The 22,951-nt window shown below is 69.3% G+C and carries 21 protein-coding genes; 17 read left to right on the top strand and 4 right to left on the bottom strand.

The features are described from left to right. Positions 1 to 26: 26 nt before the first annotated feature. The 7 genes from ACQPYK_RS33055 to sthA all read left to right on the top strand — a co-directional run bounded on the left by ACQPYK_RS33055 (position 27) and on the right by sthA (position 7,034). Complete coding sequence (locus ACQPYK_RS33055) at positions 27 to 788, top strand: LytR/AlgR family response regulator transcription factor (protein ID WP_433239643.1); 762 nt, start codon at positions 27 to 29, stop codon at positions 786 to 788. After that, the gene (locus tag ACQPYK_RS33050) at positions 785 to 1,381 is read left to right on the top strand and encodes a hypothetical protein (protein ID WP_433239640.1); all 597 of its coding nucleotides are present in this window, start codon (positions 785 to 787) and stop codon (positions 1,379 to 1,381) included. Before ACQPYK_RS33055 ends, ACQPYK_RS33050 begins: the two co-directional genes overlap by 4 nt. After that, a complete protein-coding gene (locus ACQPYK_RS33045; RefSeq protein WP_433239638.1) occupies positions 1,378 to 2,877 on the top strand; it encodes a cation acetate symporter in 1,500 nt (499 codons plus the stop codon). The genes ACQPYK_RS33050 and ACQPYK_RS33045 overlap by 4 nt, the downstream gene beginning before the upstream one ends. 74 nt (positions 2,878 to 2,951) lie before the next feature. Beyond that, on the top strand, positions 2,952 to 3,092 hold the full coding sequence (locus tag ACQPYK_RS33040; protein ID WP_433239635.1) for a hypothetical protein: 141 nt from the start codon (positions 2,952 to 2,954) through the stop codon (positions 3,090 to 3,092). A 2-nt stretch (positions 3,093 to 3,094) separates the two neighbouring features. Next, positions 3,095 to 4,408, top strand: a complete 1,314-nt coding sequence (locus ACQPYK_RS33035; RefSeq protein ID WP_433239632.1) for a YcaO-like family protein — start codon at positions 3,095 to 3,097, stop codon at positions 4,406 to 4,408. Next, positions 4,408 to 5,625 (top strand): MFS transporter, encoded by a 1,218-nt coding sequence (locus tag ACQPYK_RS33030; RefSeq protein WP_433258983.1) that lies wholly within the window; start codon positions 4,408 to 4,410, stop codon positions 5,623 to 5,625. Before ACQPYK_RS33035 ends, ACQPYK_RS33030 begins: the two co-directional genes overlap by 1 nt. A 5-nt stretch (positions 5,626 to 5,630) precedes the next feature. Then, the gene (gene sthA, locus ACQPYK_RS33025; RefSeq protein ID WP_433239629.1) at positions 5,631 to 7,034 is read left to right on the top strand and encodes a Si-specific NAD(P)(+) transhydrogenase; all 1,404 of its coding nucleotides are present in this window, start codon (positions 5,631 to 5,633) and stop codon (positions 7,032 to 7,034) included. A gap of 175 nt (positions 7,035 to 7,209) precedes the next feature. Here sthA and ACQPYK_RS33020 read toward each other — a convergent pair whose 3' ends face one another. Next, positions 7,210 to 7,752 (bottom strand): hypothetical protein, encoded by a 543-nt coding sequence (locus ACQPYK_RS33020; protein ID WP_433239626.1) that lies wholly within the window; start codon positions 7,750 to 7,752, stop codon positions 7,210 to 7,212. A gap of 101 nt (positions 7,753 to 7,853) precedes the next feature. Here ACQPYK_RS33020 and ACQPYK_RS33015 point away from each other — a divergent pair, with 101 nt between their 5' ends. Together ACQPYK_RS33015 and ACQPYK_RS33010 are read left to right on the top strand one after the other, a co-directional pair. Then, a complete protein-coding gene (locus ACQPYK_RS33015) occupies positions 7,854 to 8,795 on the top strand; it encodes an RNA polymerase sigma-70 factor (protein ID WP_433239623.1) in 942 nt (313 codons plus the stop codon). Positions 8,796 to 8,881: 86 nt separating this feature from the next. Beyond that, positions 8,882 to 9,817, top strand: a complete 936-nt coding sequence (locus ACQPYK_RS33010) for an NAD-dependent epimerase/dehydratase family protein (protein WP_433239621.1) — start codon at positions 8,882 to 8,884, stop codon at positions 9,815 to 9,817. Between the two features lie 183 nt (positions 9,818 to 10,000). Here ACQPYK_RS33010 and ACQPYK_RS33005 read toward each other — a convergent pair whose 3' ends face one another. Continuing rightward, positions 10,001 to 12,640: an AAA family ATPase gene (locus tag ACQPYK_RS33005; protein WP_433239618.1), complete on the bottom strand. Its 2,640-nt coding sequence runs from the start codon at positions 12,638 to 12,640 to the stop codon at positions 10,001 to 10,003. Between the two features lie 70 nt (positions 12,641 to 12,710). On the opposite strand from ACQPYK_RS33005, the gene ACQPYK_RS33000 reads away from it, so the two are divergent. Further along, complete coding sequence (locus ACQPYK_RS33000) at positions 12,711 to 13,049, top strand: nuclear transport factor 2 family protein (protein WP_433239615.1); 339 nt, start codon at positions 12,711 to 12,713, stop codon at positions 13,047 to 13,049. 14 nt (positions 13,050 to 13,063) lie between these two features. Next, on the top strand, positions 13,064 to 14,272 hold the full coding sequence (locus ACQPYK_RS32995; RefSeq protein WP_433239612.1) for an FAD-dependent monooxygenase: 1,209 nt from the start codon (positions 13,064 to 13,066) through the stop codon (positions 14,270 to 14,272). A gap of 7 nt (positions 14,273 to 14,279) precedes the next feature. On the opposite strand, the gene ACQPYK_RS32990 is transcribed toward ACQPYK_RS32995, so the two are convergent. Continuing rightward, positions 14,280 to 14,630, bottom strand: coding sequence for a hypothetical protein (locus ACQPYK_RS32990; protein ID WP_433239609.1), 351 nt, complete (start codon positions 14,628 to 14,630; stop codon positions 14,280 to 14,282). A gap of 208 nt (positions 14,631 to 14,838) precedes the next feature. On the opposite strand from ACQPYK_RS32990, the gene ACQPYK_RS32985 reads away from it, so the two are divergent. Beyond that, the gene (locus tag ACQPYK_RS32985; protein ID WP_433239606.1) at positions 14,839 to 15,702 is read left to right on the top strand and encodes a glycerophosphodiester phosphodiesterase; all 864 of its coding nucleotides are present in this window, start codon (positions 14,839 to 14,841) and stop codon (positions 15,700 to 15,702) included. A gap of 288 nt (positions 15,703 to 15,990) precedes the next feature. On the opposite strand, the gene ACQPYK_RS32980 is transcribed toward ACQPYK_RS32985, so the two are convergent. Beyond that, positions 15,991 to 16,533 carry an HD domain-containing protein gene (locus ACQPYK_RS32980; RefSeq protein ID WP_433258982.1) on the bottom strand — a complete coding sequence of 181 codons (543 nt, stop codon included), beginning with the start codon at positions 16,531 to 16,533 and terminating at the stop codon, positions 15,991 to 15,993. A 258-nt stretch (positions 16,534 to 16,791) separates the two neighbouring features. On the opposite strand from ACQPYK_RS32980, the gene ACQPYK_RS32975 reads away from it, so the two are divergent. The 5 genes from ACQPYK_RS32975 to ACQPYK_RS32955 all read left to right on the top strand — a co-directional run bounded on the left by ACQPYK_RS32975 (position 16,792) and on the right by ACQPYK_RS32955 (position 22,844). Further along, positions 16,792 to 16,920, top strand: a complete 129-nt coding sequence (locus tag ACQPYK_RS32975; RefSeq protein ID WP_433239603.1) for a hypothetical protein — start codon at positions 16,792 to 16,794, stop codon at positions 16,918 to 16,920. Positions 16,921 to 17,024: 104 nt separating this feature from the next. Then, the gene (locus ACQPYK_RS32970; RefSeq protein ID WP_433239600.1) at positions 17,025 to 18,353 is read left to right on the top strand and encodes a YcaO-like family protein; all 1,329 of its coding nucleotides are present in this window, start codon (positions 17,025 to 17,027) and stop codon (positions 18,351 to 18,353) included. Between the two features lie 351 nt (positions 18,354 to 18,704). Further along, positions 18,705 to 20,711, top strand: a complete 2,007-nt coding sequence (locus ACQPYK_RS32965) for an NACHT domain-containing protein (protein ID WP_433239597.1) — start codon at positions 18,705 to 18,707, stop codon at positions 20,709 to 20,711. 169 nt (positions 20,712 to 20,880) lie between these two features. Then, positions 20,881 to 21,237, top strand: a complete 357-nt coding sequence (locus ACQPYK_RS32960; RefSeq protein ID WP_433239594.1) for a DUF485 domain-containing protein — start codon at positions 20,881 to 20,883, stop codon at positions 21,235 to 21,237. Continuing rightward, a complete protein-coding gene (locus tag ACQPYK_RS32955) occupies positions 21,234 to 22,844 on the top strand; it encodes a solute symporter family protein (protein ID WP_433239591.1) in 1,611 nt (536 codons plus the stop codon). Before ACQPYK_RS32960 ends, ACQPYK_RS32955 begins: the two co-directional genes overlap by 4 nt. Positions 22,845 to 22,951: the final 107 nt, after the last annotated feature.

Below are 22,951 nucleotides of genomic sequence, written 5' to 3'. Positions count from 1 at the left end.
CCATGTGAGTGACCGGAGGAGTGACCGTGACCGGCCTGCGCGTCCTGGCGGTGGACGATGAGCTCCCTGCCCTGGAGGACCTGGCCTACCTGCTGCGCGACGACCCTCGTATCGGCGAGGTCGCCCTGGCCAGGGACGGAGCCGCCGCGCTGCGCGTCCTGGACCGGGCGATCGCCGAGGGACGGCCGATCGACGCGGTCTTCCTCGACATCCGGATGCGCGGCCTGGACGGGGTGGTGCTCGGCAGGCTGCTGTCGCAGTTCGTCAACCCGCCCCGGGTGGTGTTCGTGACCGCCTACGAGGAACACGCGGTGGACGCCTTCGAGCTGAAGGCCGAGGACTACCTGCTCAAGCCGGTCCGGCCGGAGCGGCTGGCCGAAGCCATCCGGCGGGTGTGCGTCTCGGCCGATCTGTCGGACAACGACGCCGCCGGCCGTACCGACTCCGCCACCATTCCGGTGGAGCTCGGCGGTGTCACCCGCTTCGTGACCAGCACCGAGGTCCGCTATGTCGAGGCGCAGGGCGACTACGCGCGCCTGCACACCGCGGCAGGCAGTCACCTGGTCCGCATCCCGCTGGCCGCGCTGGAGGAACGCTGGGCCTCGTCCGGGTTCGTCCGGGTGCACCGCAGCCATCTGGTCGCGGTCCGGCACATCGACGAGCTGCACATCGACTCGGGCCGCTGCGTGGTCCGCATCGGCGAGACCGAGATCCCGGTCAGCCGCCGCCATACCCGCGAGCTGCGCGATCTTCTGGTCCGCCGGGCGCGCAGAGGGCGGTCCGAATGAGCCGTGAAGGACGCGGGCCCGAGCCTCACGAGGAGGCGGAGCCGGAGCCGAGGCGGCGGATGGCCGACCGGTTCGCCCGCGCGGTGGAGCGGCCCCGTAGGGAGGCGGCGGAACGGCCCCGTAAAGAAGCGGAGCGGGGGCGCAGGGAGACCGATCGGCCGGAGCGGGGGCGCAGGGAGATCGACCGGCTGGCTCGCGCGCTGGAGAGGCCGCGGAGGGAGACAGACCGGCCGCGCCGGGAGGTCGTGACCAGTCCCCGCACGATGGCCGCCCGTCATCCCCGCTATCCGGTGACCCGTGAGATCGACGAGCAGACCCGGCTGGGCGAGGTCTACATGGGTTCGTTGATCCGTACCCAGTTCCGGCTGGCCTTGTTCGTCTGCACGCTGCTCGGCTGTGTGATCGGCGGTCTGCCGGTGCTGTTCCTGACCGTGCCGGAGCTGCGCGAGGTCCGGCTGCTGGGCATCCCTCTCCCGTGGGTGGCGCTGGCCGGCCTGATCTATCCGGCGTTCGTGATCGGCGCCTGGCTCTATGTGCGGCAGGCCGAACGCAACGAGCGGCACTTCGCCGAGCTGGTGGATCGAGCTCGATGAACACCGCCTACGGTGTGACCGCGGTCGTGCTGGTGGTGCTGGCGGCGGTGCTGATCGGGGCGTTCGGCATCCGGCTGTCGCGCACGACCTCCGACTTCTACGTGGCCTCCCGCACGGTCTCCCCGCTGTGGAACGCCTCCGCCATCGGCGGCGAGTATCTGTCGGCGGCGAGCTTTCTGGGCATCGCCGGGCTGATCCTCGCCTACGGCGCCGACATGCTCTGGCTGCCGGTCGGCTGGACCGGCGGCTATCTGGTGCTGCTGGTCCTGGTCTCGGCGCCGTTGCGCCGCTCGGGCGCCTACACGCTGCCCGACTTCGCCGAGGCGCGGCTGGAGTCGATGGCCGTGCGCCGGCTGGCCGGCGTGCTGGTCGTGCTGATCGGCTGGCTGTATCTGATGCCGCAGTTCCAGAGCGCGGGCCTGGTGCTGGGCGCCATCACCGGCGCCCCGGACTGGGCCGGGGGAGCGCTGGTGGCCGCCGTGGTCGCGGTGAACGTGATGTCCGGCGGCATGCGGTCGATCACGTTCGTGCAGGCCTTCCAGTACTGGCTCAAACTCACCGCGCTGGCCGTGCCGCTGGTGTTCCTGCTGCTGGCCTGGCGCTCGGACGGCGCGCCCGGATTGAGCGCGCAGGACGCGACCACCTGGGCGCTGCCGCTGTCCAGCGGCAAGGAGTACGGCCTCTACTCGACCTACTCGCTGATCATGGCGACGTTCCTGGGCACGATGGGCCTGCCGCACGTGCTGGTCCGCTTCTACACCAACCCCGACGGCCGGGCCGCTCGCCGTACGACACTGGTGGTCCTGTCACTGCTCGGCGCCTTCTACCTGTTGCCCGCCGTCTACGGCGCGCTGGGTCGCATCTACCTCCCGGAGCTGCGGGGCAGTGACATGGTGGTGCTGACGCTGCCCGGACGGCTGGTCGGCGGGGTGGCGGGGGACGTGCTGACCGCGCTGGTGACGGCGGGGGCGTTCGCGGCGTTCCTTTCCACCTCTTCCGGGCTGACGGTCTCGGTCGCGGGTGTCATCGGGCAGGACATCCTCAAGGGCGGGGTGCGCTCGTTCCGGGTGGCGGCCCTGCTGTCGGTGGCCGTGCCGCTCGTCCTGGCCGCCTCGGCCCGCTCGCTGCCGGTCGCCGATGTGGTGGGGTTGGCGTTCGCGGTGGCCGCGTCGTCCTTCTGCCCGTTGCTGGTGCTGGGCATCTGGTGGCGGCGGCTGACCTCCGTCGGGGCGATGGCCGGGCTGCTCGTCGGAGGTGGCCTGGCCTGCGGTTCGGTCCTGACGACCATCGTCGGGGGGCCGTACACCGGACTGAGGGGAGCTCTGCTCGCCCAGCCCGCGGCCTGGACGGTGCCCGTCGCCTTCGCCGTCATGGTCGTGGTGTCGCTGCTCACCCCCGCTCGTATCCCGGCCGGTGTGGCCCGCACCATGGTTCGCCTGCACACTCCCGAGACCCTCGACCTGGATAGGGGGGACTGGCGCCCTCGATCCTCTTGACGTGATCAATTACATATGTCGGAATGATCAGTAATCGGGGTATTCCAGCTACTCATCTGATGGGAGCGTGCGCGATGGGCAACAGCAACTCCAACGGCCAGTCGCTTCTCAAGCCGGACGGATTTCAGCTGGAGGACAGCTTCTCGTTCACACTCGCCGAGACGGTGCTGCTCGACCAGTTCTTCACCGTGCGCTTCGCTCCGGGCGTGCTCTGACGATGGCGGCGCGCGCCCAGCGTGAGCGCCGCGCCGACCTCGCCGAGGCGCTGTCCGTCATCGAGTCGGTGTTCGCGGACTCCGGTCTCTTCGCGGACTTCGTCTCCACCGGTTCGGCGGAGTTCCCCGTGCACCGCTGCACCGTCCGGGACTCGGCCGGCCGCGTGCGCACCGCCTCTCTGGGCAAGGGGGCCGGTGCGCAGAGCAGGGTGAGCGCGCTGTTCGAGGCATGGCAGCACCTTCAGCACGAGGAAGGCCAGGCCGCGCTCGCCGGTGACCGCCGGCGGGCGCGAGCCCTGCCCGTCGCCGAGGTGGTCGCCCAGCCGGAGCTGCGCGGCGAGGAGATGATCCACCGGCTCGCCCGTGACTATCCGGACATCGACCTCGCCTGCCTGCGCGCCGAACCCCTCACCCCGGGACGGGCCGTCCTGTGGTATCCGGCCTTCGCCCGGTCGCCGTCCTGCCGCAGCCACCCGATCCCCGGTGACGACCTTCGCTACGAGCCCTACCTTCGCTACGCCTACGACAGCGGCACGGCCACCGGGGTCACCGAGCCGGAGGCGGTCCTGCACGGCCTGCTGGAGGTCGTCGAGCGGGACGCGCTGTCCCACGCCCTTCTCGACTGGTATCTCGACGGGCGCTCGCGCATCTCCGCGCTCGCCCCCCATGTCCTCCCACCGGACCTGCGCCGCCTCCACCGGGAGGCGACGACCTTGCTCGGCTCGCCTCCTCTCATCATCGACATCACCTCCGACCTGGGCATCCCCGTCTATTGCGCGCTTTCCTCGCGTGCCGGGCCGTACCCCGGGGTGATCGGCTCCGGCGCCTCCCTCAGCCCCGACTACGCCGTGGAGCGCGCGCTCACCGAGGTCGTCCAGTCCTCGTTCAACATGTCGCTCGGCGTGGACCTGACGCTCGACCGCAGGCTGGAGGGCCTGCGACGATGGCCGCTGCTGGAACGATGCGCCAGGCTCGACCCCGCTCCGCTGATCGGCCGCCTGTCGTGCGACGCGCGGTTGTCCGGCGCGGAACCGGAAAGTGCCGGTGGGCACGGGCCGGAAAGAGACGGTGGGCACGGGCCGGAAAGAGACGGAGAGGGACAGGTCGCGGACGTCGACGGGCAGATCGGCGCGATCCTGCAGACACTGGAGCGTGCCGGATTCTCGGCCTACTCCTTCCGCTGGAACCCCGCACACGACAGGTGCCCGGTGCTGACAGTGATCGTTCCCGGTCTCGAGACGTTCGCCATGGTCCACAGCGCCATCCCGGTGTTCCCCACCGGGCGGGCCGTACGGCGGCTCACCGCTCATCGGTGATGCGGGCGGTCCTGCGCGAACCCCGGTTCCTGCTCATCTACTCCGGGATGGCGACCAGCCTCCTGGGGGACGCGTCACTACTGCTGATCCCGGCGATCCTGGCCAAAAAGCTCACCGGTTCGGACGGCGCCGCGGGGCTGACACTGTTCTTCTTCACCCTTCCGCTATGCCTGTCGCCCTTGCTGGGCTATGTGATCGACCGGGTCGACCGCCGGAGATTCCTGATCGCCACATGCCTGGTGTCGGGGGTCGCGATCACCCCGCTGACCGCGGTGACCGGTCCGGAGACCTTCTGGCTGGTCTACCTGACTTCGACGGTCATGGGTTGTTCGTACGCGGCGGTGTCCGGAGCTCTCAGCGGCCTGCTGAAGAGCATCCTGCCCGAGCATCTCCTCGCCGAGGCCAACGGCGCTCTCCAGACGGCCAGGCAGGGGTTGCGCCTGATCGGGCCGCTGCTGGGCGTGGCCGTCTACACGGGCTTCGGCATCGGCGCGGTCGTCCTGCTCGACGCGGTCACCTTCCTCGTCGCCGCGACGGCCTTCGCGGTCCTGCCGAAACCGCCCCTCGTCTCGACCGTGGCGCGTGGCCGCCGGCGAGAGGAACTGTCGGCCGGCGCGCGGCACCTGGCCGCCGACCCGTTCCTGCGCCGCGCGGCCGGGGCGTTCTGCCTGATGTTCACACTGGCGGGGGCGACCGAGTCACTGATCTTCGCGGTCATCGAGAACGGTCTCGGCAGGAACCCGGAGTTCACCGCCTTCACCTCCACCGCGATGGGCGTGGGGGCGATCGTCGGCGGGCTGTGCGCGCCCGCGGTGATCGCGCGCCGGGGCGAGCTGCCCGCGATCGGCACGGGCATCGCCCTGTACGGCGCGGCGGTCATGTTGTGGACGATTCCCGTCGAGACGGTCATGCTGGGCGCCATGACGACGGCGGGCGCCGGCCTGACCCTCGCGGGTGTGGCCAGGATGACCCTCGTGCAACGCCGCAGCCCCGGCCACCTCATCGGCCGGGTCTCCACCGCCTTCGAGGCGATGGCCGGGGGCACCCAGCTGCTTTCCCTGGTCGCGGGCGCGGTGCTGGTGTCGCTCGTCGACTACCGGGTCCTGCTGGTCGTGGTCGGGCTGACCATCCTGTGCGCGGCCGCCCACGCGCTCCGCGGCCGGTCTCCGGCCCGGCGTCGCGGGCCTGGCCGGGGGCGCATTCGGAGTTCACACTGAGTCTTATGTGGGACTTCGATGTTCTCATCCTGGGGTCCGGGCCGGGTGGTCAGAAGGCCGCGATCGCCGCGGCCAAGCTCGAACGACGTGTCGCGGTGGTCGAACGCCGCAACATGATCGGTGGCGTCTGCATCAACACCGGCACCATCCCCTCCAAGACGCTACGCGAGGCCGTGATCCACCTGACCGGCCTCAACCAGCGCGGCATGTACGGCCAGAGCTATCGGGTGAAGGACGAGATCACGGCCGCTGACCTGGGAATCCGTACCCAGCATGTGATCGGCCGGGAGATCGACGTGATCCGTAGCCAGCTCGCCCGCAACCACGTGGCGGTGCTGCAGGGGTTGGGCCGCTTCGTCGATCCGCACACGGTCGCGGTGGTGGACGACAAGGGGCATGAGGTCAAGATCACCGCCGAGAAGATCATCATCGCGACCGGGACCCGTCCGGCGCGTCCGGCGACGGTGGAGTTCGACGAGCACACGATCGTCGACTCCGACGGCATCCTGCACCTGCGGGAGGTGCCGGATTCGATGGTGGTGGTCGGGGCCGGGGTGATCGGGATCGAGTACGCCTCGATGTTCGCCGCGCTGGGCACCAAGGTGACGGTGGTGGAGCGGCGGGAGCGGATGCTGGACTTCTGCGACCTGGAGATCGTGGAGGCGTTGAAGTATCACCTGCGGGATCTGGCGGTGACCTTCCGCTTCGATGAGACCGTCGCCGCGGTGGAGAAACGCTCGCGTGGTGCGTTGACCGTGCTGGAGAGCGGCAAGAAGATTCCGGCGGAGACGGTCATGTATTCGGCCGGTCGGCACGGCATGACCGACGGGCTGGCGTTGGAGTGCGCGGGCCTGACGGCCGACGACCGGGGCCGCATCGACGTGGACGAGCACTACCGCACCGCCGTGGAGCACATCTACGCCGTCGGTGACGTCATCGGCTTTCCGTCCCTGGCCGCCACGTCCATGGAGCAGGGCCGCATCGCCGCCCACCACGCCTGTGGCGAGCCACTGCACGGCATCCACCACCTGCAGCCGATCGGCATCTACACCATTCCGGAGATCAGTTTCATCGGCCGCACCGAGGATGAGCTGACCCACTCCCACATTCCGTTCGAGGTGGGCATCTCCCGTTACCGCGAGCTGGCGCGGGGGCAGATCATCGGTGACACCTACGGCATGTTGAAGTTGCTGATCTCCCCGGAGACCAGAGCCCTGCTGGGAGTGCACGTCTTCGGCACCGGTGCCACCGAGCTGTTGCACATCGGCCAGGCCGTGATGGGCTGCGGCGGAACCGTCGACTACCTCGTCGATGCCGTTTTCAACTACCCGACGCTGGCCGAGTCCTACAAGGTCGCCGCCTTGGACGCGGTCAACAAACTCCGCCGCGTCGCCCGCTTCGAACTATGACCTGCCGATCCCCTCGATGACCGTCAGGACATCGAGGCCGGTTCCCCGTTGATCGTGTACGGCGACCGGCGGACCCGCCTGCTCGGCGGGCCCTCGCCGTGGGTGCGCTGGACGAAGCTGGACGAAGCTGGATGAAGAAGGTCGTGGCGCAACGTCGTCGGAGCGCACCGGAAGGTCAGCGGATCCGCCTGGCCGCCCTGCCGCCCAGGTGCAGGAACGCGATCTCGCCCGCGTCGTCTCGCAGGAAACGACCGACGACACGCTGCGGGTCGGCGGCGATCACCACGTCGTCAGAACCCTCGACCAGTGCGAGCGGCATATCGGGCATGCCCTCCACTTCCGCGGCCACCGGTTCGGGGCGCAGCATGAATCGCGCCGTCAGAGCCTCGTCGACCTCGAAGGTCCACTGCCCCGCGTCGTAGCTGCCCGCGTATCCCGGCGCGGGTTCGCGCAGCGCCGGCCGTCCGGCCGGCGGCTTGATGTCGAGCAGGTGCTCCAGGCACCAGTCGGTCACCGGTTTGCCCGGCACCTTGCCGGGCGCGGAGTCGGTGAGCGTGGTGACGGCGAAGCCGCGCTCGGGCACCAGCACGGAGGCGTAGGCGCGGTGGGTGTCGGGGTTGGCCAGGCGGCTGGTCGACAGGAACGCATCGGCGGCCTCGGCGAGGGCGACCGTGGTGCCGCGCAGCGCGGTGACCTTCCGGCCAGCGGCCGCGGTCACCGGCCCACCGCCGCATGGCGGCGTGGTCGCTGTCCGGATGGCCCCGATCCACGAGAAGGGCCGTGACCAGCTGGAGGCACTGCGGGAGATACGATCAGGTCATGCCTTTGACGGTGGATGACGTCGACCGGTTCGAGCTATCGAGGCCCCGTCTGGAGGCCATCGCCTACCGTCTCCTCGGCTCCGCGGACGAGGCAGAGGACCTCGTGCAGGAGACGTTCTTGCGTTGGCAGGCCGCCGACGTCGACCGCGTCGAGGTCCCCGAGGCTTGGCTGACGAAGGTGCTCACCAACCTGTGCCTCAACCAGCTCACCTCCGCGCGGGCACGCCGCGAGACCTACGTGGGCCGATGGCTCCCCGAGCCGCTGCTCGCGGGGGACCCGATGCTCGGCCCGGCCGACACCGCTGAGCAGCGCGAATCGGTCTCGTACGCGGTCCTCACCCTCATGGAGCGCCTGTCCCCCAACGAACGGGCCGTGTACGTGCTGCGGGAGGCCTTCGACTACCCGCACCGGGAGATCGCCGAGATCCTCGACATCACCGAGGCCGCCAGCCAGCAGATCTTTCACCGTGCCAAGAAGCATGTCGCGTACGGCAAAGCCCGCAGCGAAATCGACGAGGCCGCCGCCCAGCGGATCGTCGAGGAGTTCCTCGCGGCCGCCACCAGTGGCCAGACCGATGAGCTCGTACGCCTGCTCACCAAGGACGCCATCTCCATCGGCGACGGCGGAGGGAAGGTTCCGGCACGCACCAAGGCGTTCGAGGGAGCCGTCGCGGTCGCGAAGTTCGTGTGGGCCATGTTCAAGCCCGCCGAGGCCAAGCGCGCCATCGTCGGCGGCTCGCCCGAGATATACGCCTGGGCAGCCAATGGCGAACCCGCCGTTGTGGTCGTCGTGGAAGGCCGGGTCGTCGCCATCATGTGCCTGGAGGTCACCGCCGAGGGCATCACTGCCTGCCGTACCCAGGCAAACCCCGACAAGCTCGAACGCGCGACCGAGCAATGGGCGGCGGCCCACCATGGGGAGCCCCTGCTCGTGATGTGACGTGTATCACGTGCGGTTCCTGTCAGGAAACGGCGGGCCATCCGGTTCAAGTGACGAATCCGAACCGGACAGCAAGGGAGCCGACGATGAGAGTGCTGGTGGCAGGAGCGACCGGAGCGATGGGCAAGGAACTGGTGCCGCGTCTGGTCGATGCGGGACACGAGGTGTTCGCCATGATCCGCAGCGAGTCCGGCAAGGCCAGGGCATCACAGCTGGGCGCGGTACCGGTCATCGCCGATGCGCTCGATCGCGCCCAGGTCGAGGCGGCCGTGCGCCAGGCGGCCCCGGAGGTGATCGTTCACCAGTTGACCGCCATCGGGCACATCGACACCCGCCATTTCGAACGCAGCTTCGCCGCCACCGACCGGCTGCGGATCGAGGGCACCGACAACCTGCTCGCGGCCGCACGCGCCACAGGAGTACGACGGTTCGTCGCCGCGAGCAACGGCGCGTTCACCTACACCCGGACCGGCGGGCCGGTCAAGAGCGAACAAGACCCCCTGGATCGCTCACCGGTCGGCCAGATGGCCCCGATGATCGCCGCGATCGAGCACTTGGAGAAGGCCGTGCTGGGCGCCGCCCGGATCGAAGGGATCGTGCTGCGCTACGGCGCGTTCTACGGACCCGGCACCTCCATGGCGCCAGGCTCCGAGCAGCTCGAGATGATCCGCAAACGCAAGTTCCCGATCGTCGGCGGTGGCGGCGGGGTGTGGTCGTTCGTCCACATCGCCGACGCCGCCGAAGCCACGGTCGCAGCCGTGGAGAACGGCGGCCGCGGTGTCTACAACATCGTCGATGACGACCCCGCCCCGGTCGCCGAATGGCTGCCGGAACTGGCAGCGATGCTGGGCGCCAAGAAACCGATGCGCGTACCGCGGTTCATCGGACGGCTGGCCGCCGGACAGGCCGGCGTCGTGCTCATGACCGAATTGCGCGGCGCATCCAACGCCAAGGCCAAGCGCGAACTGGGCTGGCACCCGACGCACCCCACCTGGCGCCAAGGCCTCCAGGTTGTGACGTGACTTGCTGAGCGTCGTTCTTCCTGCCTCGGTAGGTGTTCGGGGAGCCGAACGCCTGTCGAAGGGCGACCATCCGCCGGGGCGGCGTCCTCATCCTTGACCGGCACGCCCTGGGCCCGCAGATGATCCCGTCCAAGGGTGTGTCCGGCTATCCGTACAGTCCCCGTCATGGCCGGCCCGGTCGCCCTAGGCGAGGTCGAGGGTGGTCAGTTCGCCTCGTGTGGCGATGCCGAGCTTGGGATACGCCTTGTACAGGTGGTGGCCGACGGTGCGATGGCTGAGGAAGAGCTGGGCGGCGATGTCGCGGTTCGACATTCCCTGGGCGGCGAGCCGGACGATCTGGAGCTCCTGCGGGGTGAGGCGCACCGCGTCCACGCTGCGGGCCGGGGTGGTGGTCATCCCGATGAGGTTGAGCTCCGCGCGAGCGCGATCGGACCAGGGGACGGCGCCCAGGTGTTCGAAGGTGTTCAGCGCGGTCTGCAGGTGTCCGCGGGCGTCGGCCTTGCGGCGAGCCCTGCGCAGCCACTCACCGTAGAGCAGGTGGGTACGGGCCTGGTCGAAGAGGCGGTTGTCCTGGGCATGGAGCTTCAGCGCCGTCACGTAGTGCTCCTCCAGGCCGTCGACCAGGGCCTGGCATCGGGCGACCAGTGCATCGCTCCAGGCCAGCCCGATGCGCGCGGCCCAAGCCTCGAACCGGGCGAGAGCGGCACGCGCGCTCGGCAGTTGTCCCACCCGTACCGCGGCCTCGATCAGGTCCGGCGTGCTGCGCATGACAGGAAGCTGGCAGTGCATCGCGTTCGCGGCCAGGCTGTCCAGTTGCGACAGCGCCTGCTCGGCTCTGCCGTACCCGAGGTCGAGCAGGGCCAGCGACCAGCGACTGGCCGCGACGGCGACGGAACCCGCGGTCTCCGCGTAGGAGGCGCAGCGTTGCTCGTCACCCTGGATCGCGGCGACATAGGCCAGGATGGAGCTCGCCTGGCCGGCCCATTCGGCCTGGGAGGTGTCCCGGGCGATCCGCAGCCCTTCCTCGGCGTTGCTCAGGGCTTCGCCGTACTGGCCGAGAAGCACCTGGGCGGTGGCCAGGTAGGTGAGGGCGGCGGGCAGCAGGCCGATGCGGCCCTGGGCGCGCAGCTCGCTCACTGTGGCGGCGGACAGCTCGCTGATCTTCGCGTCGTGTCCCATCGCCAGCCCGGCGCCGCGGATCAGCATGAGGGCGGGCAGGCCGCTGATCTCCAGCCGGAGGGCGGCGCGGGTGACCTCGGGAAGGGGCGGCAGGCCGGTGGAGGGCAGGCCGAGCTGCAGGTTGACCGACCAGATGGTCAGCTGCAGGACCGGGGTGAGCGGATCGTCCGGAGCCGGGCGAAGCGCGGTCAGCCGTTCGAGCGTTCTGCTGGCGAGATCGTTCTCCCCGGAGTTCCACGCCAGGAACATACTTCCCATCAGCGACCAGATCGAGCCTTCCGGCTCCAGGTCGGCCGCCTCGAGCAGCAGCCCGTGCGCGGTGCGCAGCCGACCACGCGCCGAGTTCACCGTCGACCGGGTCATGGCGATCCTGGTCCGCAGCTGCGGTGGGGCGGCCTGCCTGGCCGCCATCTCGGCGAGCTCGTCGGCCAGATCGAGGTCGCCTGCCTCGACTGCCGCCTCGGCGGCCAGGACGTTCCTGCGCGTGCGTTCTGTCCGGTCGGAGGTCAGCCGTGCGGCGCGGGCGTAGGCGACGGCCGCGGAGCCGAAACCGCTACGTTCTCCAGCGCGTACGGCGGTGCGCTCCAGTTCGGCGGCGGCCCGCTCGTCCGGCCCTGTCGCCGCGGACGCCAGATGCCAGGCACGGCGATCGGCGTCGGCGGGTGAGATGAGCGTCTCGGCGAGCGCGGCGTGCACGGCCAGGCGCAGAACGGGCGGCGCCCCCCGGTAGACGGCCGCCCTGACCAGCGGATGGCGAAACGCCACCACGCCCTCGCTGACCCTGATCAGCCCCTCGGCCGCGTCGAGCGCTTCGGGGGAGGCGCCGAGTACCTTGCCCGCGGCCAGCACCACCTCCAGGTCGGGGCTGGGGTCGCTGGCCGCGACGAGCAGCAGCAGCCTGGCCTGCTCCGGCAGCCGCTCGACCTGGGCGTGAAAGGCGTCCTGTACCCGCTGGGTCAGGGGAAAGTCGCCGGTGGGGGAAGCCTCGGTGGGCAGTTCCAGCAGCGCCAGCGGGTTGCCCGCCGCCTCGGCCAGGATGCGGTAGCGCGCCATCGGGCTGAGCTCCGCAGCTCGCCCGGACAGCAGCGCAGCCGAGTCCTCCACGCTCAGCGCGGCCAGCCGTACTTCGTCCAGTCCGGGGGTCACCGCGGCATCGCGGGTGGCGAAGAGCAGCACGATCCCGTCCGACCCCAGTCGCCTGGCGGCGAACAGCAACGCGTCGGCCGAGGCCCGGTCCAGCCAGTGCGCGTCGTCGATCACGCACAGGAGCGGCCGGTCCTCGGCCACCTCTGACAGCAGCGAGAGCACGGCCAAGCCGATGAGGAAGCGGTCGGCCGAGGTGACGGGCGCGAGCCCGAAAGCGCCTCGCAGCGCCAGGCGTTGCGGTTCCGGGAGACCGTCGGCCCGGTCGAGCACGGGGCGGAGCAGGAGGTGGAGCGCGGCGAAGGGTAGGTCGGCCTCGGCTTCGATGCCGGTGGCGCGGATGATCCGTATCCCCTCGGCGGCCGCGACGGCGTGGTCGAGCAGCGCGGTCTTCCCGATTCCCGGCTCACCGCGGACGATGAGCGCTCCGCCGCCACCCGCGACCGCGTCACCCAGCAGCCGCTCGATGACCGACTTTTCATACCCTCGCCCGCACAGCATGGCATTAAGTATCGATTACCCAATTGATGACTGATTCGCAGGTCCGGTGCGCTGCGTAGCGTCCTCTCCCATGAGGAACACCAGGGAGTTGGTGGAGCGCTACTTCGCCAGCTGGAACGAGAAGAATCCGGCCGCCCGCCGTGTCGCGATCGACGAGATCTGGGACGAGAACGCGACCTATCTCGATCCCATGGGGCTGGCCAAGGGTCGAGACGCCGTCGACACCACCATCGCCACCCTGCAGAGCCAGTTCCCCGACTTCGCCTTCAGCCTCGCCGGCACGGTCGACGCCCACCACAACGTGGCCAGGTTCTCCTGGGAGTTCGGGCCTGTGGCCGGATTCAGCGTCGCCGTGATCAATGACAACGACCAGATCACCGCCGTCTTCGGCTTCCTCGACAACCTCTGAAAGCAGGGATTCCCTTGAAGAACATCCTCATCTCCGGTGGCAGCATCGCCGGGCTGGCCCTGGCTCACTGGCTTCCCCGCCACGGTTTCTCCGTCACCGTAGTCGAGCGGGCACCCGCCCCCCGGCCAGGCGGCCACGCCGTGGACCTGCGCGGAGTGGCACGCGAGGTGGCCGAACGTATGGGGGTCATGCCGCAGATCCTCTCCGCGCGGGTGGACGAGCGTGGCCTGGCCTACGTCGACGAGAACGGCCGGCGGCAGGCCAGCATGCCGGTCGATCTGTTCGGCGGTGAAGGCGCCGTCGCGGAGATCGAGATCCTGCGCGGCGACCTGACCCAGATCCTGTACGGCACGGCCCAGCAGGGCGTGGAGTACCTCTTCGACGACTCCATCACCGCGCTCACCGAGTCAGGCGACGGCGTCGTGGTCTCCTTCGAACGCGCGGCGCAGCGCAGGTTCGACCTGGTGGTCGGCGCTGACGGGCTGCACTCCAACGTCCGCAGGCTGGCCTTCGGCCCCGAGCAGCAGTTCGTCAAGCACCTCGGCGCCTACACCGCCTACTTCTCCATCCCGGTCGACGACCTCACGCTCGGCCACTGGTTCCTGCTGCACAGCGCGCCAGGCGGCCGCCTAGCCGCCATCCGGCCTGATGGCAGGCGCAGTGCCAAGGCGATGTTCAGCTTCACCGCCACCGACCTGGTCTACGACCGGCGCGATGCCGCCCAGCAGCAGCAGATCCTCCGTGAACGGTTCGCCGATGTGGGATGGCACACCCCAAGCCTGCTCGCGGCGATGCCGCAGGCGCCCGACTTTTTCTTCGACACGATCAGCCAGGTGCGCATGGAGAGCTGGTCGCGCGGGCGTGTCGTGCTGCTCGGCGACGCGGGATACTGCGGATCACCGCTGTCGGGCAACGGCACCGCGATGGCGCTGGTCGGCGCGTACGTGCTGGCCGGTGAGCTGGCAGCGGCCGGGGGCGAGCACCGTACGGCTTTCGCCCGCTACGAGGAGGTGATGCGGCCCTACGTCGCCGAATGCCAGAAGCTGCCGCCAGGCGGGGTCGGCGGATTCCTTCCCCAGAGCCATATGGCCATCCGGATGCGCAACCTGTCGGTCAGGATGATGACCTCGCGCCCCCTTCGCGGTCTGATGGCCAAGGCCGCGCAGAAGGCGGACTCCATCACGCTCGCCGACTACGGCCACAGCCCGGCGATGCGGCCATGAGCAGCATTTATCCGATCATCGGGTACAAGGACGCACCAGCCTGATCGAGTGGCTCTGCCGTACTTTCGGCTTCGCCAGGCACACGGTCCTGCCCGGTGACAACGGCCTGATCGCGCACGCCGAGCTGACGCTGGGCGGCGACGGCGACGTCCACCGCTATCGCCGCGATCCGGGCACGCCGCGGCGTGCCGCACCGGCCGACGGAACACAGCGCGCACGTCGCCGCCACGCCGGTCCAGGGGACCTGGCCGATCACGGCGGCCACAAGGTGGCAGGCCAACGTGAACGTCAGGACGGTGAACGGCCGGTCACGGCGCCAGAGCAGCGTCGCCGAAGCGGCGGTGTCGAGCATCGGCACGGCGAGCGGGGGCGCCTTCGTCCCGGCTCGCGGTCTCTCCTCGCGGACCCTGACCGCGCCCCGGCCCGTGAATCGAGCGAGGACGGTGGCCGGCCCGCAACGAATGCTCACCTGCCCGGCATCAACGGGTTACCCGGCCATCAACCAGAGGTCACGCATGACCGTCAAGTTCGAGTCGTAGGTCGTCTCCCCGAACCCGAGGAACCCCATGCCGCGACGACTCGGCCTCATCATCACGACCACACTGGCGGCCCTGGCGGCGCTCGTCCCCACGGCGACCGCCGCACCGCCACCGCCACCGCCACCGCCGATCGCCAATGTCGCCCACCGCGGGGCGTCCGCGTACGCGCCGGAGAACACCATCGCGGCCTTCGAGACGGCACACGAGCGACACGCCGACATGTTCGAGCTCGATGTGCAGGAGACCAGGGATCACGAGCTGGTCCTGATGCACGATACGACGCTGGCCCGCACCACCGACGTCGAAAGGGTCTTCCCGGATCGAGCGCCCTGGCGGGTCGGTGACCTGACGCTCGCGGAGATCCGCCGGCTGGACGCGGGCTCATGGTTCTCCTCGAAGTACAAGGGTGAACCGGTGCCCACACTCGGAGAGACGCTGCGCACGATGGGCGGCAGTCGGCTCGGTCTCCTGCTGGAGATCAAGGCGCCCCAGCTCTACCAGGGCATCGAGGCCCGTGTCGCCGACGAGCTACGGCGCAACCCCTCGTGGTTGAATCCCGGCCGGCTGATCGTGCAGTCGTTCGACTGGGACTCGATGCGCGTCTTCCACCGGGCCATGCCCCAGGTCGAGATCGGCCTGCTCGGCACGCCGACGACCGCGCGACTTCCGGAGCTGGCGGACTTCGCCGGCCGGATCAACCCGCCATACGACGATCTCACCCCGGACTACGTCCGGCGCGTCCATGACCATCACATGGAGGTCTTCGCCTGGACCGTGGACGATCCGGAGATCATGCGCCGCCTGATCTCCTATCGGGTGGACGGCATCATCACCAACAGGCCCGACGTGCTGCACGCGCTCATCCACGCCTCGAAGCGGCGCGCCGCCTGATCGAACGCGAAAGTCGAAGCCGGTCTCGGCGTCCCTTCCCGGAAACCGGCCCGGTACGGCGGCGCGTCTGGTGGCGTGGTGCGTCCGCGGGCTGGAGCCCGTCGTGGCCGCCGGGCTCGCCACCGCCCCCGATGCGGGCATGCTCCTGCGGCGCCGGAGCCGACACCGGCAGAGTGCGGTGGAGGCCCCGGCGAGCTCGCCGGTGTCGAGGTGTCGGGGTCTTTCCCGGGGAGGCGCAACTCCAACCGACGTCTCCGGGGAGACGGGTCGATCGTCCGGCCCCGGTGCTCAGGTGGGCCGGTCTCCGTTGAGGACGTGCGCCACCCACTCTGACGAGCCGGTACGGAGCGCCTCGTCCGCCAGGCGTTTGGCCGAAGCGGTCTGCAGGGCGGCCAGTGAGCTGTCGATCCACGGTTGGACGTTCTGGTGGCCCTGCTCGCGGTATTCGACGGCCTGCAGGAGGCACTCCAGCTTGTCGGCGTCACGGGCACAACGGGCCTCCAGGCTGGTCTTGTCCTCGTATTCGGCGACGGCGCCGGCGATGGCGTCGGCGACGGGCGAGGGGAGGCCGCGCATCTGGTCGGCGGTGACCGCCTCGTTGGACGCGGCTTTGAGATAGAGCTTGGCGAGGTAAGGGATGTCGGTGATCCGCGTCTCCTGTGAGTCGTGGAACAGGCTCATGAACGCCGCTCGCTCGGGATCGCCGCCTTCCAAGGCCGCGATCGCGCTCGCGATGACCGCTGCCCGGAAGGAGTGGTCGGCGATGCTCTCGGGGTCCCGCACCCCGGCGACCAGCCAGCCCGTGCGCTTGTAACGTTTGAGCAGCCCCATCTCGTACAGCAGGCCCGTCAGATTGGCCAGTTCCTCCTCCACGGCATCCCCTCTCCCTCGGTGACCGGGCACGGAGCCCTCTCGGTAGCCGGGCACGGAGCTCTCGGTAGCCATGCACAGAGCGTAGAACATCGCTCCCCGCCCCCCTCGGAGCCGCGACGCCACACCGGCCACATCGGCCGAAATTTGTAATAGATAAACTATTTGCCGCGTTTGTCTGGTATGTGCCCAGGGCACTCGTGAGCGGAGGTGAGTTTCATGGGGAAGATCGTGGACTACGCAAAATCCGAGTCGCTGGACAGGGGCGGCCAAGAACTGACCGAAATCGAGCGAGAGCAGCTGAAAGAGCTGCTTCGTGATACGGGAGCCGGTCGCGACGGCAGGTGAGAGAAACCGGAGAGCGGGCATGGGGCGGAATTTCCCGTGCCCGTTCTTCCGCGCCGGCCCAGGCGGGTGAAAAGCGAAAGCAAGGAAACGGGTGACGGGACGGAGTGAATGATTCGGGGAGCGGGCCGGGCGCGGCGGAGCGGACCCGTGAGGCGCTGTTCGAGACGGAGCGCACGGTATCGCTGCCGGAGGCCGCGCGGCGGGTGACGGCGGCGCTGGCGCACCTGGGCCTGGAGCCGGAGCTGATCGATGTGGGCCGGGAGAGCGATCCGACCGCCTGGTCGTGCCGGATGCTCACCCGTGACGGAGCCGTGCCGCCGATGGCCCGGGGGATGGGCAAGGGGCGACGCGAGGAGGCCCGTACGGGAGCGTTGTTCGAAGCGCTGGAGCACTACCTCACCGGGCCGGCGTTTTTCGACCCCACGGCCGTGGAACTGGTCGATTCCACGCGGATCGCGGCCGGGCCGTTGCGGGAGGAGGCCTGCGCCGTGCTGCTGGCCCGGATGTCCGCCCGACGTCTGGCCTGTCACCGATATCTGCCGGTGGCGGGGGAGGGGCGGGGGGTGCCGGTGCCGCTGTTTCTGTCGGCGCCCTGGTACGTGGAGACCCACGCCGGCCGGTTGCGCGAACGGGTCGCGGACACCTGCGACTACGGCCCGCTGATGCGCTACAGCTGCAACAGCGGCTCTGCGATCGGCGTCACCGCCGCCGAGGCGCTGCTGCACGCCCTCAACGAGACCATCGAACGCGACGCCTTCTCCCTGCTCCTGGCGCAGGCCTTCCTCGGGGCGGGCGGTTTCCGGCCCACCGTGATCGACCCCGCCACGCTCCCGGACGAGCTGGCGCGCGCCTACGCGGCGGCCGAGCGGCTCACCGGCTCCACGGTGTATCTGCTGGACATCGTCAGCGATCTCGGAGTGCCCACCGCGCTCGCCTACACCGCCCCCACCCCCGGGCGTCCGCACCGGCGAGGCGCCGGTACCTCGCTCAGCCCCGCCCGAGCCGCCTGGCGCGCCCTCACCGAACTCCTCCAGACCACCCTGGGTGAAACCCTGACCGAGCCCGGCACCTCCTCACCCCGGGACGAGCTGGCGGGACTCGCCGCCCACCCCGCCCTGCACGCCTGCGGGCGGTTCGATCTCACCGAGCCCCTGCGCGACGCCCGCACCGTTCCCTTCATCCCGGCCGCCGGGGTGCCCGAACATCCCCGCGCCCAATTGCGCAGGCTGATCGCCGTCCTTGCCGCGCACGGCTACATGGCCTACCGGCGTACGGTGGCCACGCTTCCCGGAGAGATCACCGCCGTGCACACCGTCGTGCCGGGTCTGGAACGCTTCATGCTGATCACCGACGGCAACCTCGTCCTGCCCGGACCCCGGGGACGGGCCGCCGCCCGGGGCCGTGGAGACCGGGCCGCCGTATCTCCCGCCTGATGCGGCGGACCTGTCTCCCGTCCGATGCGGTGAACCTGCCGCGCCGTCTCCCGCCGCGCGTCCACGGGTTCGACCTGGGCGACGCCGCCGACTTGACCCGTGTGTGGATAAGAGCGCGACTCTTTCCTCCTGACGAATCCTTTATTTGTGTTCGTTTAGCTCTGTTTTGATGGCCTCCTGGCGCATGATGGTCTTATGGAAGGACGACATGGGAAATGGAGGCCTCACGCGATATCACCAAAGGATTCACTGATTCTGGGAATCTTTTTCTTGATGCTCGGAGGCTTGCTTCTGGCGTTGACGGAAAACGTGTGGAAGATTCCGGTCCTCGAAAATGAAACGATCAAGACGGTGCTTGACATCTCAACGATCGTGGCGACGGTGGTCGGCGTGATAACGCTGGCGAACTGGCTGTTGTGGGTGTCGCCCCGATGGCTGGGCAGAAGGCCTGGCGGTCCCTCGTCCGGCCCCACGAGTGCCGAGGTCGACAAGGCCAAGGACGTCCTCGCGGGCCTGGTGACCGAGCAGTGGAGCAACGAGACGACCTCGTGGTCGCTCACCGATCCGGAGCCCATTCAGGTGCCCTGGCGACTGACCGAACACGAAGAGTTGATGGACCACCCCCACCTGGTCGGCGGGAAGGCCCCGGCCCTCGCCTGTCTCAGCGGTTGCGCGACCGACCTGGTCGACGTCTTCCGCACGCTGCGGTACCGGCGCCTGGTCGTCCTCGGCGGACCGGGGGCGGGGAAGACGACGCTGGCCGCGCAACTGCTCCTGGAACTCACGAGAACACGCCGTCCCGAAGATCCCATCCCGGTGCTGCTGTCGGCGGCGCGCTGGGACACCAAGACGCACCCCTGGCTACAGGACTGGTTGACGGCATGCGTGGACATGGACTATCCCGCCCTGCGTGCCGAAGGGCTCGCCCCGGACATCCCGAGAACGCTGGCGGCCCGCAGCGAGGTGCTGCCCGTGCTGGACGGGCTGGACGAGCTGCCCGCGGCGGCGCGGCGCGACATTCTCCGAGCGCTGAACCAGTCGATGAGGGAGTCGGACCAGCTGATCCTGACCTGCCGTACGGAGCAGTTCGGGGAGTCCGTCGAGGCGGCCGGCGACGTCATCACCGCGGCGGCGGTCATTGAGCCATGCGGCCTTTCCGCCGCCACGGCCGCCGACTATCTGGAGGAGTGCCTTCCCCCGCACCCCCCGATCACCTGGACGCTGGTTTTGGACGCCATGCGAGCAAGCGCTCTTCCCGCCTTGGCCGAGGTCACCTCGACGCCTTTGGGGCTCTGGCAGGTCCGCGTCATCTACGTCGCCTCCGGCAACGATCCGGAACCACTGCTGACCCTCGGGCGGGGGGATCCGTTCGTGCTGCGGGCCCACCTGTACGACCAGCTCATTCCCGCCCTCATCAGCTCGCGTCCTCCCGTCGGCAACCCGTCCCAGCTCTTCCGGCCCCACCATTTCTGGAAGCCCGAGCACGTGCGTCAATGGCTGACCTATCTCTCCCTCCAGGAGATGCCCGACGGCCAAGACCGCGATCGCAAGGGCGCCGGTGGCGAGGAAGCCCACTACGTGGCCTGGTGGTATCTGGCGCGCCAGACTCCCACGCGCCTGATCCTGTGGGCCGCCGTCGTGTGCGGGCTCGCGGTCGGAATCCTGATCGGCAGCCTGACGGTGCCCGTGGCCGGGGTGGTCATAGGCCTCGCGTCGGCGTTCGTGGCCAGGTTCACGATCAAGTCGTGGTTCGAGGAGCCACCCGGCTACGCCGACTTCCAGCTTCGCGGAAGGGTTCTGCTCCTGGTGCACTGTCTCAAGGACGGAGTGATAGTCGGGCTCCTGGGCGCGCTGGTGGGCTGGCTGATGAGCGGCACGGTCGGGGACGCCGAGATCAGCGCCGCGCTCCAGGTCGGGCTCCTGTCCGGAATCGGATTCGAGTTCGCGATCGGCCTGCTGCGGTGGGTCGAGCTCCCCGCCCCCACCACCGCGGCGAGGTCTCCGCGCTCGACCTGGCAGGCCGACAGGAACCTCAACCTCATCCGGATGTTCAGCGGGCTCGTGATCGGGCTCCTGGGCGGGTACGTCGCGGCGAAGGCAGGGCTGGATCCCGTGGCCGCGCTCGTGAGCGGCCTACTGTTCGGGCTGCTGTTCGGGCTCATGCTGGGAAGTCATCACGCCTGGCTGGCCTACAGCCTGACGGTTCCCCGGCTGTACGCCGGCGGGCGGCTGCCGCTGCGGACGATGGCCTTCCTCGAGGACGCCTACCGCCTGGGCCTGCTGCGGACCGAGGGGCCGTTGTATCAGTTCCGCAACGCGGAGCTTCAGAAGTATCTGTCTCAACAGCCCCGGTCGTAGACCGTCGCGGGAAGGGCCGGCGAACCGACGGACCGGTGAACCGCTCATCGTATGGAACGGACCTTTCACCGCAAGGTCTGACCAACTGGCCGCGACCCGGCACCACCTGGGCGAAGAGTCCACTCGCGGGCCTCCTCGCGGGATACGGTCCCCTCCTACGTTATCCGTGATGCAGATCACATTCGTGGGAGGTCCCGTGACCACCAGGCAACATGACCAATCGATCCATGAACAGATCCAGGGTGAGGAAAGGTTCCAGGAGCTGAAGCGGCGTTTCCGGTCCTGGGTGTTCCCGATGACCGCCGCGTTCCTGGCGTGGTACCTGCTCTACGTGGTGTTGTCCGCCTGGGCGCGCGACTTCATGGGCACCAAGGTGTTCGGCAACGTCAACGTGGCACTGATCTTCGGTCTCCTCCAGTTCGTGTCGACGTTCCTGATCGCCTGGGCCTACTCCCGCTACGCCGACAACAAGCTCGACCCGCTGGCCGACGAGATCCGCCACGAGGCGGAGGGGAAGACCGAATGAGCCACCAGACGCTGTCCACGATCCTGTTCCTGCTCTTCGTGGCGGTGACGCTGGTCATCACCTTCTGGGCCAGCCGCAACACCAAAGACGCCACCGACTTCTACGCCGGAGGCCGCTCCTTCAGCGGCGCGCAGAACGGCCTGGCGATCGGCGGCGACTACATGTCGGCGGCGAGCTTCCTGGGCATCGCCGGGACCATCGCCCTGTCGGGGTACGACGGCTTCCTGTATTCGATCGGCTTCCTGGTCGCCTGGCTGGTGGCGCTGCTGCTGGTCGCCGAGCTGATGCGCAACTCCGGCAAGTTCACCATGGCCGACGTGCTGGCCTTCCGGATGAGCCCCCGTCCGGTCCGCACCGCCGCGGGCGTCTCCACCATCGTCGTGTCGATCTTCTACCTGCTGGCCCAGATGGTCGGCGCGGGCGCGCTCGTCGGACTGCTGCTCGGTGTCACCTCCCCTCTCGGCAAGGCGCTCACGATCGTCGGCGTCGGCCTGCTGATGATCATCTATGTGGTGGTCGGCGGCATGAAGGGCACCACCTGGGTGCAGATCGTCAAGGCCGTGCTGCTCATGGGCGGTGCGACCCTGATCACCCTGCTGGTGCTCGGTAAGTACGGCTTCAACATCTCCGCGCTGCTCGGCGAGGCCGCCACGCGAAGCGGCAAGGGCGACCAGTTCCTGATCTCGGGTCTGAAGTACGGCACCGCGGCCCAGGGCATCGCGGGCAAGATCGACCTGATCAGCCTGGGCCTGGCGCTGGTGCTCGGCACCGCGGGCCTGCCGCACATCCTGATCCGCTTCTACACCGTCCCCACCGCCAAGGACGCCCGAAAGTCGGTCCTGTGGGGCATCGGCATCATCGGCGCCTTCTACCTGCTCACCCTCGTGCTGGGCTTCGGCGCCGCGGCCCTGGTCGGCGGTAAGGCGATCGTGGCGCAGGACAAGGCGGGAAACACCGCCGCGCCGATGCTCGCCGAGGCGATCGGCCGGGCCATCTTCGGCGAGGTGGGCGGCACGATCCTGCTGGCGCTCATCGCCGCGGTGGCCTTCGCCACGATCCTGGCGGTCGTCGCGGGCCTGACGCTGGCCTCCTCCTCGAGCTTCGCCCACGACCTGTACGCCCACGTGTTCAAGCGCGGCGAAACCAGCGACAGCCAGGAGATCCTGGTCGCCCGGATCTCCTCCTTCGTCATCGGCGCGATCGCCATCGGACTCGGCATCCTGGCGCAGGGCCAGAACGTGGCCTTCCTGGTCGCGCTGGCCTTCGCGGTCGCCGCCTCCGGCAACCTGCCGGCGATCCTCTTCAGCCTGTTCTGGAAGCGTTTCAACACCGCCGGGGCGGTCTCGGCCATCTACGGCGGCCTGGTTTCCGCGCTGATCCTGGTGATCTTCTCGCCGGTCGTGTCGGGCAGTGCCACCTCGCTGTTCCCGAGCGCGCACTTCGCCTGGTTCCCGCTGAGCAACCCCGGCATCGTCTCGATCCCGCTCGGCTTCCTGGCCGGGTTCGTCGGAACCCGGCTCAGCAAGGAGTACAACGCGCAGAAGTACGCCGAGATCGAGGTCCGTTCCCTCACCGGCATCGGCGCCGAGAAGGCCGTCCAGCACTGAACCGGTCGACCGGCGCCGAATCGAACGCGCCGGTCGACCGGCATCGAAACGGAACAGGGTGATCAACCGGCACGGAACCGTGACGAGGGGTCCGGCCGCAACGCGGC

It is taken from the genome of Streptosporangium sp. CA-135522 (genome assembly GCF_050949235.1).
In the GTDB taxonomy this organism is placed as follows: domain Bacteria; phylum Actinomycetota; class Actinomycetes; order Streptosporangiales; family Streptosporangiaceae; genus Streptosporangium.
This window is presented reverse-complemented; position numbering and strand designations above follow the sequence as displayed.